Below are 16,367 nucleotides of genomic sequence, written 5' to 3'. Positions count from 1 at the left end.
GTTAGTACACCTTACGAACGGGGGTCTGCGCAAGTCGGAGACCGTCGACGAGTTGCTCGACGATCCGCTCGCGATCTGCGACGCTCATGGGCTTTCCGGGCACGCCCGCCCGCCTCTGATCGGGGGTCGGGCCGTGAAGCTGACGATACTGCACACCGGCCGCCGCCAGGCGCCGGAGGTGCGTGGGAAGTCGCCGGAGGAAGTCTGCGACATCGGCCGGCCCACCGCCCGCCCAGAGGCGCTCGGCGACGGCGCTCAGGCGCGGAAACATCGCGTAATCCACCCTGTCGCGAGTGGGCAGGTGCTCGGTCCACGTGTTCGCCTGCCCGCCGACGACGCCCGCAGGGAGCACCAGCGCGTATGCGCCCTCGACGGTCAGCGGAGGACCGACCGGTACCGGTTCATCGGCCGACTCCGACTGGCGGTAATCGAGGTAGACGCTGAGGTCCGGGCATCCGATGACGGGGATGCCGCGACGCAGCGCCTCCGCCATCGCCACGGGTCCGCGCCAGGCGAGGATCCGCACACCGTCCGGCACATCTCCCTCGAGGACCTCGTCCCACGCGAGGGCCGTGCGTCCGCGCGCGCGGACGTGATCGACGAAGAGTCTGGTGAACCAGGGCTGGACGTCCCCAGGGCCGGAGAGTCCGAGCTCCGCCATCCGATGAGCGGCCGCCGGACTCTGCGCCCATTCGTCCACCGGCACTTCGTCGCCGCCGATCCCGATCCACGGCGAGTCGAACGTGTCGCAGAGGGCGTCGATGGCGGCACGGCCGAACGCCAGCGCTTCCTCGGTCGGCGCGAGCACGCGCGGGTTCACCCCGAAGCGCTCCCACGGCGAGGTGATGGGCTCACCGATGTCGGTGTTGCCGAGTTCGGGATAGGCGGCGAGCGCCGCCTGCACGTGCCCGGGGAGTTCGACCTCTGGGACCAGCGTGATGAACCGCTCGGCGGCGTACGCGACGAGGTCGCGCAGCTCGGCTGTCGTGTAGAACCCCGCGTGCACGCCGGGCTCCACGGTCGCGAGCGGTCCGTGTCCGCGCTGCGTCGCCTCGCGGCGTGCACCGATCTCGGTGAGGCGCGGGTAACCCGGCACTTCGAAGCGCCATCCCTGATCGTCGGTGAGATGCAGGTGCAGCACGTTGAGCTGATGTGCGGCGAGCACGTCGATGAGGCGACGGATGTCCGCCACCGGGCGGAAGTGACGGGCGACGTCGAGCATCGCTCCCCGCCATCGGTAGGCGGGTCCCCCCTGCCAGGTGCCGACCGGGATGCGGGTGCCGACGGCGCGTTCCGGTGCGCACAGCTGACGCAGCGCCATGGCGGCGCGGAAGGCACCGACGGGCGACGCCCCCACCAGCTCGATGCGCTCGGAGGCGACGTCGATGCGGAACCGCTCCTCTTCCCCCAGAGCGGGATCCACGCGGAGGGCGATCGCCGGCGCTTCGGGTCGTCCCGCGTCGGCGAGACCGAGATCCTCCTGCAGGAGCCGGGCCGTCCGGGCGAGGTGCTGCGGAGCGTGCACCGGCGTGTCCGCGCGGAGCACGAAAGGCTCCGCCTGTGCATCGATCACGGCGTCCAGCAGGGGCACGGTGGCGCGGTACGGCGGCGGCGGCATCCGCAGGGCGCGGCCGGGCGTCCGACCGGTGACGTCCCCGTCGGAGACCACAGGGACGCCGTCGACGAGCACCTCGACGATGCCGATCGGCGCCGCTCGAGGATCGTCGAAGGTCGCTCCGGCGGCGATCGTCTCGGGGTCGAACAGCACGAGGTCCGCGGTCGCCCCCTCGCGGATCACGCCACGAGGAGCGTCTCCGCGGTCGAGACCCAGCCGGCGCGCGGGTGTCCCGGACAGGTGCCGCACGGCCTCCTCGAGACCGAGCACGCCGGTCTCACGCACATAGTGGCCGAGGAATCGCGGGAAAGCGCCGAAGCCGCGCGGGTGCGGCTTGGCCCCGATGAGGATTCCGTCGCTGCCACCGGCGTGACGGTCGTGCCGCATGATCTCGCGGACGTTCTCCTCGTCGCCGATGTGCATGAGGATGCCGGTGGCACCGGCATCCCGGATGATCGTGTCGAGGACGACGTCGACGGCGCGGCGGCCCTCAGCGGCCGCGATCTGCGCGACGGTGCGGCCGACGAGGTGACCGAGGGCGGGGTCCCCCGTGCCGGAGATTTCGATCTGCGTCCAGTCGGCACGCTCGCCGTGGAAGCCGTCGCAGCCGATCTCCTCGAGTTCGACCCTGAGCGTCTCGCGACCCTCGTCATCGAGCGCGCGCAGGCTCGCGATGAGATCGCCGCCGGCGGCCAGTCTGCTCGGCAGCAGCGCTGCGAGCGTCGTCGCCCCGGGGAGATAGGGGTACGTGTCGAGGGTCACGTCGACGCCGTCGGCGATGGCCGCGTCGACGAGTGCCAGCAGCTGGCTCGCACGACCGCGGTTGGGGACGAAGTTCATGGTGGCGTGCGTGAGGTGCACGGCGCATCCGGTGCGGCGACCGATGTCGAGCGCCTCGCGGTACGCGTCCAGCGCTCCCCCGCCGTAACTGCGGGTGTGCGGCGCCCAGTAGCCGCCTCGTTCGGCGACGACGCGGCAGAGAGCTTCGAGCTCCTTCGTCGACGCGTACATCCCCGGGGTGTAGGTGAGGCCGCTGGACATGCCGAATGCGCCGGCATCCAACGCGGCGTCGAGCAGAGCGCACATCTCCTCGAGCTCCGCCGCCGTCGCCGGGCGATTCTCATGTCCGACAGTCATCATCCGCAGGTTGCCCTGCGGCACGAGCACGGCGACGTTCGCCGCCGTCGCCGCGTCGATCGCGGCGAGCAGATCGTCCATCGTGCGCCACGGCACCTCTGCCGGAAGGCCGTTCCATCCCGCGATCTGCGCGGGAATGGCGGATGCCGAGGCATCGTCCAGCGGGGCGTATCCCAGCCCGTCCTGCCCGATCACCTCGGTGGTGACGCCCTGCCGGATCTTCGCGCGGTGGTCCGCACCGGTGAGCACGGCGAGGTCGCTGTGCGCATGCATGTCGATGAATCCGGGCGCGAGCACGAGACCGGCGGCCTGCACATCCACGGCACCGGGCGGCAGCTCCAGCGCGCCGTCGTCACCGGGGCGGACGATCGCGACGACGCGGGCGCCCTCCACGGCGACGTCCGCGCGGTAGCGGGCGGCGCCCATGCCGTCGACCACGGTCGCGTCGCGGTACACGCGCACCCGCCCCGCGGCGGCTTGTTCCGCGCTCAGAAGCATGTCGCCACCGCACCGACGACCCGCGGGTCCTCCGCGTCGGGGTCATCGATGATCGGAATCACCCGCCACTTGTCGAAGGCCGTGCACGGGTGCGAGAGTCCGAGGCGTACGACGTCTCCCACTGCCACGTCCTCGCCCTGCGCCAGTGCGAGGAACGCGTGCTGGTCGTTGAGCGCGGTGATCTCCCCGCGCACGGACTGCGGGACGGGCAGGTCGAGGTCGAAGGGCACGTCGCGACGACCGGCATCCAGGAGCGCGAGCCCCTCCTCCGGCTGCGAGACGACTCGGGCCCACGCGTGTATCGCCGACGTCAGCGGGTCCGTGCCGACGAGGGGGCCGAACGGCGACATCCTGCTGTAGAAGCCGTCGTCGTGGATCTGGAACGCCCCCGAGCGGAGGATGATGTCCGCCTCGTCCTGCAGCGGGGCGAGGACGGCGGCGGCGCGGTCCGGGAACGAGCTCCCCCCGGCGGTGAGGATCGGCCGCACACCCTCGGGGTACGTCAGCCTGCGATGAAGTCCGATGATCGTGCCGAGGAATGCGTCGACGGCCTGCACGGAGGCCGCGCTGCGGTCGGGACCGAACGGACCTTCATATCCCCCGACGCCGGCCAGGCGCAGTCCCGGGGCCCGGGTGATCGCCTGGGCGATCGCCTCGCCCTCCTCCAGGGTGCGCGCCCCTGTCCTTCCGCGCGCGCCGCCGAGTTCGACGAGCACGTCGAGGGGACGGGCGGGGTCGATGTGCGCGTCCGCCAGCAGGGTGATCGTGTCGACCGAGTCCGCCCAGCACACGATGCGCAGACGAGGATCTGCGGCGAGCGCGCCGCCGAGGGCTGCTGCTGCGGCGACGTCGGTCACGGCGTTCGCGATGAGCACGTTGCGCACACCCGCCTCGATCGCGACGGAGGCCTGCCAGTCCGTCGCGACGGTGATGCCCCATGCTCCCGCGTCGAGAAGGCGCTGCCACAGCGCCGGCGACATGGTCGTCTTCCCGTGCGGCGCGAGGACGACGCCCAGCGAGGCCGCCCACGCGAACGCGGTGCGTTCGTTGTGCTCGAGGGCGTCCTGATGCACGGTCATGACCGGCGTGCGGAACTCCGACAGCCGCAGATCGACGTCCGCGATCTCCGACACGCGAAGGCCGTGCGTCGTCGCAGGGAAGGCCTTCGCCCACGGGCCGAGTACCGGATCCGGAATTAGTAGAGGCATCTAACAAGGCTACTAGGCTGAGTCCATGACCACGAAGACCCGAATCAGCACCGACGCCGCTCCCGCTCCCGCCCACACGTTCTCTCAGGGCGTGCGCAAGGGACCCTTCGTCCAGGTGTCCGGCCAGGGGCCCGTCGACCCGGTGACGAACGAGTACCTCTTCCCCGGTGACGTCGCCGCCCAGACCACCCGCACGCTGGAGAACGTCAAGGCGATCGTCGAGGCCTCCGGCGCGACCTTCGACGACGTCGTCATGCTGCGCGTCTACCTCACCAAGCGCGAGGACTTCGCGACGATGAACGACGCATACGGCGCTTTCGTCGAGGCGAACACCCCGAGCGGGATCCTCCCCTCGCGCACCACCGTGTTCACCGGCCTTCCCCGCGAGGAGATGCTCGTCGAGATCGACGGGATCGCCATCGTCGAGGCCTGATTCCCGCTCGGATGGGTGCTTCTGCCCATCGGAGGTCCTCACCGGTCTGTGCTTGACTGGGGCACCGACCGGAGAATCGCACCGCCGTTCGCGGTGCCGTCATTGAGGGAATCACACATGAATCGTCGTATCGCAGCATTCGCCATCGCCACCGTCGCCGTCCTCGGACTCACCGCCTGCTCCGGAGGCGCGTCGGACGACTCCGCGAACAACTCCGGCGACACCGCACCCGCGGAGGAGACCACCACCGACCAGTCCGTCGAGGAGGCGTGCGGGATCGTCCTGCCCCAGCTGCAGGAGGCCAGCAGCGCGGCCCAGGACATCGACACCTCCGGCGCCACCGACCCGCAGACCACCGTCGACCAGTTCAACGCAGTCGTCGATCAGTTCGGCGCCGCCGCGGACAGCGTCTCCAACGTCGAGGTCAAGGAGGCGACCTCCGCGGTCCACCAGGACTTCGTCGCGCTGGGCGACGTGCTCTCGAAGGTCCTCATCGACCAGGACCTCGACGCGGCGTCCGACATGGGCACCATCACCGGCGACATGACCGAGTCGGCCACCGCCCTGCAGGAACTCTGCAGCTGACGCATCTCGCACGAGAGCCCCGGGGAACACCTGATCCCCGGGGCTTTCGCGTCCCCAGAACGTTGCCTCCTCGTTATCTGCCGCCCCGTATGATAGGAGGACGTGTCACGTCGATATCACGGGGGGTGAATTCGTGACTGACCTCGTCACCGCACCCGGTGAAGACGCCGCGCAGAGCACGGCTACCACTGATGCAGTACCGCCGCATGACGGCGACCGACCGCTGGAATGGGCGCCTCGCGAACCCGCCCCGAAGAAGCACCGGACCGGCATGTGGGTCGGCATCGGCGTCGGCGCGCTCGTCATCGCCGCCGGCGCGGCGTCCATGATCCTCATCGCACCCGGCACGACCGTTGCGGGCGTCCCCGTCGGCGGCCTCACCGCAGGCGCAGCCGCCGAGGTCGTCGAGTCGCGACTGGCGGACATGCAGATCACCCTCACCGGTGTCGACGGCGACGTCTCCGTCACCGGTGCAGAACTGGGCGCATCGGTCGACGCGAAGGCGCTGGCCGACCAGGCCTTCGCCGAACACCCGATGTGGAACGTCGCGGCATGGATGCCCGACCCCATCCCCGGCGAGATCGCCCTCGACCCTGAGGTCGCTCACGACAGCCTGCGCACCCTCGTCCCGGCCAGTTATGAGGATGCCGTCGACGCCGGCGTGGTCTTCGACGCCGACAAGGCCGCCTACGTCACCACACCGGCCGAGTCCGGCACCGGCGTGGACCTCGACGCGCTGACCGACGTGATGGTCGCCGCCCTGGCCGACGGCGACGAGACCATCTCCTTCTCCGGTGCGCCAGCCGATGCCCCGGCCAGCGTGACCGACGCGGATGCCGCCGGAGTCGCGGAGGACCTCAACGCCATGCTCGGGACCATCGGGTTCTACGTCGGCGACGAGCGGACAGTGCCGATCGCACCCGAGGTCGCGTCGACCTGGCTCGAGGTCGTCGACGACGACGGTCAGCTGCGCATCGTCGCCGACGAGGACGCCATTCAGGCCACCGTCGACACCCTGCCGAAGCTCGTCGATCGCGAACCGGTCGACGCCAAGGCCATCGTCAACGCCGGTGGCACCGTGCTCGAGGAGATCACGACAGGCGTGAACGGACGGACGCTCGGCGACACGAGCACGCTGGCCTCCGACTTCGCCGCCCAGCTCGAAACAGGCAACGCCGTCCAGCCCCTGGAGGTCGAGGAGGTCGCGTTCCAGAACACGACGCTCAAGCGCGAGATCGACGTCAACCTGTCGACCCAGACTGTGTCGGTGTTCGAGAACGACACGCTCGTGGACTCCTGGGCCGTGTCGTCCGGGGCCGGCGGCTCCGCCACGAACACCGGATCGTTCCAGGTCGGATGGAAGACCTCCAGCCAGAACATGGGCAACCCCGACCTCACCCAGGCGCCGAACTACTACCAGCCCGACGTCAAGTGGGTCATGTACTTCAACGGCGACGAGGCGCTGCACGGCGTGTACTGGCACAGCAATTGGGGGACCCCCATGAGCCACGGCTGCGTCGGCATGCCGGAGTGGCGCGCGCAGTGGCTGTACCAGTGGGCGCCCCAGGGCACCAACGTCTACGTGCACTACTGAGCACCAGCACTGCTGCGCGCGTGCCCTGCTGAGCACGCGCACGACCGTTCTGAGATGACACGGTCATGAAGAAGGCCGGATGCATTCGCATCCGGCCTTCTTCATGACGATCGTCAGATCGTGTCGATGATCCCGTTCAGCGTCTGCGACGGGCGCATGACCTTCTCGACCTTCTCGACATCAGGGCGGTAGTAGCCGCCGATGTCGACGGACGTGCCCTGTGCGCCGTTGAGCTCGGAGACGATCTCCTGCTCCTTGGCGGTGAGCGCCTCGGCCACTGGGGCGAAGGCGGCGGCGAGGTCCGCATCGGTCGTCTGCGCGGCCAGCTCCTTGGCCCAGTACAGGCCGAGGTAGAAGTGGCTGCCGCGGTTGTCGATGGTCCCGAGCTTGCGGCCGGGCGAACGGTCCTCCTCGAGGAACGTTCCCGTCGCGGCATCCAGGGTCTGCGCGAGGACGCGGGCCTTCTCGTTCCCGGTGCGGTCCGCGAAGTGCTCGAGAGACGCGGCGAGGGCGAAGAACTCGCCGAGCGAGTCCCAGCGCAGGTAGTTCTCCTCGACCAGCTGCTGAACGTGCTTGGGCGCAGAGCCACCGGCGCCCGTCTCGAACAGCCCACCGCCGGCGAGCAGCGGGACGATGCTCAGCATCTTCGCCGACGTGCCGACCTCGAGGATCGGGAACAGGTCGGTGAGGTAGTCGCGCAGCACGTTGCCGGTGACGGAGATCGTGTCGAGCCCGTGACGCATGCGCGCCAGCGTGTAGCGGGTGGCCTCCTCGGGAGCGAGGATCGAGATCTGCGCCCCATCGGTGTCGAGGGTGGCCAGCGCCTGGTGCACCTTCGCGATGAGCTGCGCGTCGTGCGCACGGTTGAGGTCGAGCCAGAACACGGCGGGAGCGCCGGTCGCCTGCGCCCGGGTGACCGCGAGCTTGACCCAGTCCATCACGGGGATGTGCTTGGTCTGCGTCGCACGCCAGATGTCACCGGCGCCGACGCGGTGCTCGATGACGACGTTGTCGTCTCCGTCGACGATCTCGACCCGTCCGGCGGACGGGATCTCGAAGGTCTTGTCGTGGCTGCCGTACTCCTCGGCCGCCTGCGCCATGAGGCCGACGTTGGGCACCGTGCCGATCGTGGCGGGGTTGAGCGGGCCGTTGGCGATGACGTCATCGATCACGGCCTGGTAGACGCCGGCGTACGACGAGTCGGGGATGACCGCGAGCGTGTCGTCCTCGCCGCCGTCCGCGCCCCACAGCTTGCCGCCGTTGCGGACGAGCGCCGGCATCGAGGCGTCGACGATGACGTCGGAGGGGACGTGCAGGTTCGTGATGCCCTTGTCGGAGTTGACGTACGACACGCGGGGTCCGGTCTCGAGCGCCTTGGCGAACTCGGCGGCGATCTCCTCGCCGCCGTCGAGCTTCGCGACGCCGGAGAGGATCGAGCCGAGGCCGTCGTTCGCGCTGAGGCCCGCGGCGGCGAGCTGGTCTCCGAAGCGCGAGAAGACGTCGGCGAAGAATGCCTTGACGACGTGACCGAAGATGATCGGGTCGGAGACCTTCATCATCGTCGCCTTGAGATGCACCGAGTAGAGGACGTCGTCCTGCTTGGCCGTCTCGAGGGTCTCGGCGAGGAAGGCGTCGAGGGCGGATGCGGAGAGGAACGTGGCATCCACGATCTCGCGCGGCAGCACCTTGAGGTTGTCCTTGAGGACGGTGACGGTGCCGTCCTCGGCGATGTGGCGGATCGTCAGGACGTCGTCATGCGCCGCGATCCAGCTCTTCTCGTTGTGCTTGAAGTCGTCGTGCCCCATGGTGGCCACGCGCGTCTTCGACCCTTCGGCGAAGGGCTTGTTCGTGTGCGGGTGCTTCTTGGCGTAGTTCTTCACGGCCAACGGCGCACGGCGGTCGCTGTTGCCTTCGCGCAGCACCGGGTTCACCGCGGACCCCTTGATGCGGTCGTAGCGGGCGCGGATGTCCTTCTCGTCGAGCGATGCGGGCTCGTCGGGGAAGTCGGGGATGTCGTATCCCTGGCTCTGCAGCTCGGCGATCGCGGCCTTCAGCTGCGGAATGGATGCCGAGATGTTGGGGAGCTTGATGATGTTCGCCTCGGGCAGCGTGGCGAGCCCTCCGAGCTCCGCGAGTGCGTCCGAGACGCCCTGCTCGGCGGTGAGGCGCTGCGGGAAGGCGGCGAGGATGCGCCCAGCGAGCGAGATGTCACGCGTCTCGATGTCGATGCCCGCCTTGCCGGCGTAGGCCTGGACGATCGGGAGGAGCGATGCGGTGGCGAGAGCCGGTGCCTCGTCCGTGTACGTGTAGATGATGGCGTCGTCGGTCACCGGGAGATTCTCCGTTCACGAGTCAAATTTGTCTCGATACCAAGATACCTGAGTGCCCTTGTCCACGTTTCCCCGATATCTTCGGCGCGGTCGGGCGCGCGAGAGGTTACCCTGGGCATATGACTGAACTGCGCGTGGTCGAACTGTCCGCCGCGACGATCGTCGCGGTCAACAACCTGTCCCTGAAGCCGGGGCAGGAGCAGTACCTCGCGCCGGTCTCCTACGGGATCGCCGCCACCGTGATCAACCCCAAGACCTCCTGGCAGCGGGTGATCCTCGACGGCGACGAGGTCGTGGGATTCGTCAGCGCGAACTTCGATCCGGATGCGCCGGAGGAGCACTTCCGCTCTGTGCTCTGGCGCATCAACGTGGACGCCGATGATCAGGGGCGCGGCATCGGCCGATTCGCCGTCGAGGCGCTCGTCGACGAAGCCCGCTCGCGCGGGATGAACCACGTCGACGTGATCTACGAGGCCGGCGACGCCGGTCCTGCCGCGTTCTTCGAGCGCGTGGGCTTCACTCAGGTCGGCGAGACGGAGTACGGCGAGGTCATCGCCTCGATCCAGGTCGCCCCCTAGTACCGGCGGCGGGGTCTCGGATCCCCTCCCCCACCGAGGCTCCGTCGCCTTCAGCCGACGCCGGTCCAGTGCCCCCGCGTCAGCCCTTGCGGTGCGCCTTTCCCGACCTCTAGCATAAGGTCGAAGCGTTTCGACGATTCGCGCCGACGCTGACGCCGACTCAAGGAGCTCCGCCCGCATGAACCGCCCCACCGGCAACGCCGACTACCGCGACTCCGGGCTCGTCTTCCCGCCGTCGTTCACATTCGGCTCTGCGACTGCCTCGTATCAGATCGAGGGCGCCGCAGCAGAAGACGGCCGCACTCCCTCCATCTGGGACACCTTCAGCAAGACACCGGGCAAGGTCTGGAACGGTGACACGGGGGATGTGGCCTGCGACCACTACCACCGCGTCGACGACGACCTCGATCTGATGAAGGATCTCGGCCTCGGAGCGTACCGCTTCTCCATCGCGTGGCCCCGGATCCAGCCGACCGCCGACGGCACCGTCAATCAGGCCGGCCTCGACTTCTACTCCCGTCTCGTCGACGGCCTGCTCGAACGCGGTATCCGCCCCGTGGCGACCCTCTACCACTGGGACCTTCCGCAGTACCTCGAGGATGCCGGTGGATGGACCTCGCGTGCCACCACGGATGCGTTCGAGCGCTATGCGGAGATCATGGGAACCGCCCTGGGCGACCGCGTCCACACCTGGACCTCGCTCAACGAACCGTGGTGCTCGGCGTACCTGGGCTACGGCCAGGGCGGGCACGCTCCGGGCCGAACGGAACCGGCATCCGCCCTCTCCGCCGTGCACCATCTCAACCTCGCGCACGGCCGCGGCATCCAGGCCCTCCGCGCCACGTGCACCGGCGACCCCGAGTACTCGGTCACGCTGAACTTCCACGTCCTGCGCGGACAGGGCGACGGCGCGGACGAGGCCATGCGGCGCATCGACGCGCTGGCGAACCGCGCCTTCACCCACCCGATGCTCCGCGGTGAGTACCCCGCTGATCTGCTCGCGGACACGGCCGAGGTGACCGATTGGAGCTTCGTCCAGGACGGCGACCTCGCCACCATCAACCAGCCGCTCGACGTCCTCGGCGTCAACTACTACTCCACCGCGACCGTCCGCCTCTGGGACGGCGTCTCCGAGAAGCAGCAGAACGACGGACACAAGGGCACGTCCGCCGGCACGGCGTGGCCGGGCAGCGACCGCCTCGTCGAGTTCGTCGAGCAGCCCGGCCCGTACACGGCCATGGGCTGGAACATCGCCCCGGAGGGTCTCGAGGAGCTTCTCGTGTCGCTGTCGGAGCAGTTCCCCGAGCAGCCGCTGATGGTGACCGAGAACGGGGCCGCCTTCGAGGACGAGGTGGCCGAGGACGGTTCGGTTCCGGACCCGGAACGCACGGACTACCTGCGGCGCCACTTCACCGCGGCGCACAGGGCGATGGAGCGCGGCGTCGACCTGCGCGGCTACTTCGTGTGGTCGTTGCTGGACAACTTCGAGTGGGGCTACGGATACGCCAAGCGGTTCGGCATCGTCCGCGTCGACTTCGACACCCTCGAGCGGACCGTCAAGGACTCGGGGCACTGGTACCGGGAACTCGTCCGCACCCGCACCCTCCCCGCCTGAGAGTCAGCGCTCGCCCGGCTCGCCCTTGTCCGGCTTGCGTCGAGCCGCCCAGGCGGCGATCACTGAGGCCGCGGCGCCCGCGGCCTTGTCGAGTGCCTCTGCGGATCGGGTGAGCATCTCCTGCGCACTGTCCTGCCACGCCACCCCGGCGTCGGGGTTGCGACCGGCCGCGCGCGCCTTGGCGGTGTGCTCGGCGACGTCGAACGCCCGCTCGAGGTCGGCGACGGCGTCGCGGTAGGCGGAATACTCCTCCGGCGTCACGCCGGCGTCCGATGCGGGACGCAGGTCGCGTGCTCGACGTGCGGCGGTGAGGAACGCCGCCATGGCCGGGTCCTTGCCGTTGCTCATGACGGGATACGCGATGAGCTTCGCCGGGTCCGTCTCGTACTCCATCCAGCGCGCCGTCACCGCGTCGTGCGCGCTGCGCAGCCGCGCGAGCGGGTAGCGGTCGGGGCGGGATGCCGCGGGGAGCTCCGCCTGCGCCACCCCCACTCTCGCCCGACGTGCGCGCACGTCGGCGGCCGCGGCCTTCGCGTCGTACTCCGCCTGCTTGACCGCGCGGCGGGCGCTGGCGACCTCGGCGGCGGATGCCCTGGATGCCACACGCTCGGCCATGAGTCTGGCCAGCTCCGCCCGCGCGATCTTCACCGCGCGGCGCCGTTCGGCAACCTCCCGCTGCGCGGTGCGGAGGTCGTCGCGGGCGGCGTCGAGGGCGAGCCGCCGGCCGCTGCGGCGCTGTCCGCGGCGCACGCCGACCGCCGTGACGGCTCCCGCACCGACAGCGGTCGGTGCGACCCACCACCACTCGGCGGCCAGCATCCAGAACGGATCCACGGTTCGATCGTAGTCACTCGTCTGCGGCGCAGCGTCAGACGAGCGTCTCCTGCCATGCGGCGTGCAGCTGCGCGAACTTGCCCGTCCCGCTGATGAGCGCGGCGGGGGTGTCGTCCTCGATGATCCTCCCGTGCTCCATCACGAGCACCCTGTCGGCGATCGCGACCGTCGACAGGCGGTGCGCGATGATGATCGCCGTCCGGTCGGCGAGCAGCGTCTGCAGCGCGTCCTGGATGAGGCGCTCCGACGGGATGTCCAGCGAGGCGGTCGCCTCGTCGAGGATCAGCACGGCGGGGTCGGCGAGGAACGCGCGCGCGAACGAGATCAGCTGACGCTGCCCCGCAGACACGCGTCCTCCGCGCTTGTTCACGTCGGAGTTGTACCCGTCGGGCAGTGCCGAGATGAACTCGTCGGCGCCCACCGCGCGCGCCGCCGCACGGATCTCGTCGAGCGTGGCGTCGGGCTTACCCAGCGCGATGTTGTCGGCGACCGTCCCGCTGAACAGGTACGCCTCCTGGGTGACCATGACGATCGCCCGGCGCAGGTCCTTCGGATGCAGCGACCGCAGATCCACCCCGTCGAGCGTGACGCGGCCGTCGGAGGGGTCGTAGAAGCGCGAGATGAGCTTGGCGAGCGTGGACTTGCCCGCCCCCGTCGTCCCGACCAGAGCGATCGTCTGCCCGGCGCGGATGTCGAGCGAGAAGTTCGGCAGGATCGTCTTCTCCCCCGAGTACCCGAAGGTCACCTCGTCGAAGCGCACGTGACCGCGGGACTCCCACAGGTCGACCGGCTTCTCCGGGTCGGGCACTGTCGGCTGCTCCTCGAGCACACCAGACACCTTCTCCAGCGCGGCCGTGGCCGACTGGTAGGAGTTGAGGAACATCGCGATCTCCTGCATCGGCGCGAAGAAGTTGCGCACGTACAGCACGGCGGACAGGAGGACACCGACGGTCAGTGCGCCGTCGGCGACGCGGATGCCACCCCACAGCACGACGAGGCCGAGGGTCAGTGCGGCCACGGACATCAGCCCGGGCTCGAAGGTGCCGAACAGCAGCATGGACCGGCGGTTGACGTCGCGGTACTCGCCGGCGACCTTCTGGAAGGTCGCGTCGTTGCGCGGCTCCTTGCGGAACGCCTTGACCGCGCGGATGCCGGTCATGGTCTCGACGAACTGCACGATGACGCGCGCGCTGATCACGCGCGACTCGCGGAAGACGATCTGCGAGCGCGAGTAGAACCAGCGCATCAGCAGGAACAGCGGGACGCCGGCAAGAAGCAGGATCACCCCGGACTGCCAGTCCCACACCATCAACGCGATGAACGTGAACGCACCGAAGAGCACACCGGAGACGAGGTTGTTGAGGCCCCCGTCGAGCAGCTCCCTGATCGAGTCCAGATCGCTCGTCTGGCGCGAGATGATGCGGCCGGACGTGTACGTCTCGTGGAACTCCAGGCTCAGGCGCTGCGTGTGCAGGAAGATGCGCTTGCGCAGGTCGATGAGCACGGCCTGGGTGATGCGGGCGGCCACGACGACGTACCAGCCGATCAGCGCGGCCGCTGCCGCTCCGGCCAGCAGGTACACGATCCCGATGACGAAGGTCGGCATCCAGTCGGCGCCGTCGAGGACGGCGGGCAGCGCCCTGTCCAGACCGATGCTGATGAGGATGGGCCCTGCCACCTGCAGCGCCGTCGAGATGACGAGGACGACGGCGGCCAGGACGATCTGCGCCTTCAACGGAGAGACGAGCGACCCGAGCAGCCGCAGCGAGCGCCGGCGGATCGCGCGGCTCTCCTCGCGGGTGTAGTTGGAGCGGTCCTCGCCCTGGGTTCCAGCGACGGTCGTGCTCATGACTGCACCTCCTTCTCGATGTCGTGCGTATCGGTGTCGTGGGATTCTGCGGCGTGCGGTGGCGCGGATGCCGCCACACCCGCCGCTTCTTCTGCCGCCGCGAGGTCGTCATCGGTGATGATCGGGATCGCGCCGGTGCGGGCGGCCTCCTCGGCCTCGAGGCTCGAGATGACATGGCGGTAGTGCGCGCTCGTGCGGAGCAGTTCGGAGTGCGTACCAACCGCGGTGATCCTCCCCCGCTCCAGCAACGCCACCCGGTCGGCCAGGGCGACGGTGGACGGGCGGTGGGCGACGATCATCGCCGTGGTGTCGGCGAGGACGTGGCGGAGAGCCTCCTCCACGAGGGCCTCGGTGTCGACGTCGAGGGCAGACAGGGGGTCGTCGAGGACGAGGACCCTCGGCTTGGCCGCCACGGCGCGGGCGAGAGCGAGGCGCTGACGCTGTCCGCCGGACAGGCTCAGACCCTCCTCGCCGATGACGGTCTCCACGCCGTCGGGCAGCGTGTCGACGAAACCGGCCTGCGCGACATCGAGCGCCTCGCGCAGGACGCGCTCGGCCTCGTCGCTGTGGACGTCGAGTTCAGCCCGACCGAGCAGGACGTTCTCCCGCACGGAGGCCGAGAACAGCGTCGCATCCTCGAAGGCCATCGCGATGTGGCGTCGCAGCTCCTCGAGCGACAGGTCGCGAACGTCGACGCCGTCGAGCGTGACGCGACCGCCGGTGACGTCGTACAGGCGTGCGGGCAGCGTTGTGAGCGTCGTCTTCCCACTCCCGGTCAGTCCGACCAGCGCCATGGTCTCGCCAGGGCGCAGCACGAGGTCGATCCCGTCCAGCAGGTCGCGCTCCGCGGCACCGGCATCCTGGTACCGGAAGTGCGCGCCCTCGAAGGCGAGCTCGCCGCGGGGCTCCGCGATCCGGACCGGCTGCTCCGGGTCGGTGATCGAATTCGTCTCGGAGAAGATGTCGAACACGCGGTCCGTCGCCGTGCGCGCGTCCAGCATGAACGAGAAGAGGAACCCGATCGACTCGATCGGCCACCGCAGCACCGTGGCCATCGCGAAGAACGCGAACAGCTCCGGCAGCGCGATGGCGCCCTGCGAGATCAGCCAGATGCCCGTCATAAGGCTGAGACCGAACGCGATCTGCGGCATGAGGTCGAGCCAGAACCAGATGGTCCCGACCGCGCGGGCCTTGCTGAGCTCGGTCTCACGCAGGTTCTCGGCCTGCGAACTGAAGCGCCGCAGCGCGTGCTTTCCGCGGCCGAAGGCCTTCAGCACGCGGATGCCGTGCACGCTCTCCTCGACGCTCGTGGCGAGGTCGCCGGCCTGGTCCTGGCTCTGTCGGGCGAGACGCCCGTAGCGCTTCTCGAAGCGGTACCCGGTGACCCACAGCGGGATGGCCGTGAGGATGAAGATGGTGCCCAGCAGCCAGTGCCAACGGAACAGCAGCACCGTGCCGATGATGATCGTCAGGAGGTTGACCACCAGCAGGATGAGACCGAAGGCGAGCCAGCGCCGGATGAGGCCGATGTCCTGCATCATCCGGCTCAACAGCTGCCCGGACTGCCAGCGGTCGTGGAAGGCGACCGGGAGCGTCTGCAACCGGGCGTACAGCTGCGTCCGCATCCGGTACTCGATCTCGGTGGACGGCTTGAGGATGAACCACCGGCGCAGCCACACCATGAGCGCCTCGCCGAGTCCGAGCGCGAGCACGACGAGCGCTCCGAGGATGATGAGGCCGACGGCACCGGACTGCGTCGCGCCGTCCTGGATCGGGCCCTGCACGATCTGTTCGAGGACGATCGGGATCATCAGGGCGATGACGGCCGCGACGAGCGCGCTCGCGGCACCTCCGACGAACCGCCAGACGACGGGCCGGACGAAGGGGGCTAGGCGCCAGAGGGCGGCGGGGGTGGACAGTGCGGACGACGGCGTTGACGAGGACGACGAGGAAGACATGACTCTCAGACGAGTTGCGATGCGGACGCGGAAGATGTGCGGCGGGCTCGGCGGTGCGACGCGGAACCCGGTGTGATGGTGGTGCCGGGCGGTGTCAGCCGCGCAGGTACTCCGGGGCCTGGCCGGGAGCGGT

11 protein-coding genes are annotated in these 16,367 nt (G+C 69.4%); 5 read left to right on the top strand and 6 right to left on the bottom strand.

From position 1 onward, the window contains the following. Nucleotide 1: 1 nt before the first annotated feature. Nucleotides 2-3,250 (bottom strand): family 20 glycosylhydrolase, encoded by a 3,249-nt coding sequence (locus HD600_RS10110; protein ID WP_184283424.1) that lies wholly within the window; start codon nt 3,248-3,250, stop codon nt 2-4. Continuing rightward, nucleotides 3,241-4,458: an alanine racemase gene (locus HD600_RS10105; RefSeq protein ID WP_184283422.1), complete on the bottom strand. Its 1,218-nt coding sequence runs from the start codon at nt 4,456-4,458 to the stop codon at nt 3,241-3,243. Before HD600_RS10105 ends, HD600_RS10110 begins: the two co-directional genes overlap by 10 nt. A gap of 25 nt (nt 4,459-4,483) precedes the next feature. Between HD600_RS10105 and HD600_RS10100 the strand changes: the two genes are divergently transcribed. The 3 genes from HD600_RS10100 to HD600_RS15215 all read left to right on the top strand — a co-directional run bounded on the left by HD600_RS10100 (nt 4,484) and on the right by HD600_RS15215 (nt 7,070). Then, the gene (locus HD600_RS10100; protein ID WP_144795852.1) at nt 4,484-4,891 is read left to right on the top strand and encodes a RidA family protein; all 408 of its coding nucleotides are present in this window, start codon (nt 4,484-4,486) and stop codon (nt 4,889-4,891) included. A 117-nt stretch (nt 4,892-5,008) separates the two neighbouring features. After that, nucleotides 5,009-5,476 carry a hypothetical protein gene (locus tag HD600_RS10095; RefSeq protein ID WP_184283420.1) on the top strand — a complete coding sequence of 156 codons (468 nt, stop codon included), beginning with the start codon at nt 5,009-5,011 and terminating at the stop codon, nt 5,474-5,476. 133 nt (nt 5,477-5,609) lie between these two features. Continuing rightward, on the top strand, nt 5,610-7,070 hold the full coding sequence (locus HD600_RS15215; RefSeq protein WP_338402216.1) for a L,D-transpeptidase family protein: 1,461 nt from the start codon (nt 5,610-5,612) through the stop codon (nt 7,068-7,070). A 113-nt stretch (nt 7,071-7,183) separates the two neighbouring features. On the opposite strand, the gene HD600_RS10085 is transcribed toward HD600_RS15215, so the two are convergent. After that, complete coding sequence (locus HD600_RS10085) at nt 7,184-9,400, bottom strand: NADP-dependent isocitrate dehydrogenase (RefSeq protein WP_184283418.1); 2,217 nt, start codon at nt 9,398-9,400, stop codon at nt 7,184-7,186. Nucleotides 9,401-9,519: 119 nt separating this feature from the next. Here HD600_RS10085 and HD600_RS10080 point away from each other — a divergent pair, with 119 nt between their 5' ends. Both HD600_RS10080 and HD600_RS10075 read left to right on the top strand, forming a co-directional pair. After that, nucleotides 9,520-9,978 (top strand): GNAT family N-acetyltransferase, encoded by a 459-nt coding sequence (locus HD600_RS10080; protein ID WP_144795856.1) that lies wholly within the window; start codon nt 9,520-9,522, stop codon nt 9,976-9,978. Nucleotides 9,979-10,156: 178 nt separating this feature from the next. Continuing rightward, nucleotides 10,157-11,593, top strand: a complete 1,437-nt coding sequence (locus tag HD600_RS10075) for a GH1 family beta-glucosidase (protein ID WP_184283416.1) — start codon at nt 10,157-10,159, stop codon at nt 11,591-11,593. A 3-nt stretch (nt 11,594-11,596) separates the two neighbouring features. Here HD600_RS10075 and HD600_RS10070 read toward each other — a convergent pair whose 3' ends face one another. The 3 genes from HD600_RS10070 to HD600_RS10060 are packed head-to-tail and all read right to left on the bottom strand — an operon-like array spanning nt 11,597 to nt 16,234. Then, on the bottom strand, nt 11,597-12,427 hold the full coding sequence (locus HD600_RS10070; RefSeq protein ID WP_184283414.1) for a hypothetical protein: 831 nt from the start codon (nt 12,425-12,427) through the stop codon (nt 11,597-11,599). 34 nt (nt 12,428-12,461) lie between these two features. Continuing rightward, the gene (locus HD600_RS10065; RefSeq protein ID WP_184283412.1) at nt 12,462-14,276 is read right to left on the bottom strand and encodes an ABC transporter ATP-binding protein; all 1,815 of its coding nucleotides are present in this window, start codon (nt 14,274-14,276) and stop codon (nt 12,462-12,464) included. Beyond that, nucleotides 14,273-16,234, bottom strand: coding sequence for an ABC transporter ATP-binding protein (locus HD600_RS10060; protein WP_184283410.1), 1,962 nt, complete (start codon nt 16,232-16,234; stop codon nt 14,273-14,275). The genes HD600_RS10065 and HD600_RS10060 overlap by 4 nt, the downstream gene beginning before the upstream one ends. Nucleotides 16,235-16,367: the final 133 nt, after the last annotated feature.

Source organism: Microbacterium ginsengiterrae (assembly GCF_014205075.1).
GTDB classification, from domain to species: Bacteria; Actinomycetota; Actinomycetes; order Actinomycetales; family Microbacteriaceae; genus Microbacterium; species Microbacterium ginsengiterrae.
This window is presented reverse-complemented; position numbering and strand designations above follow the sequence as displayed.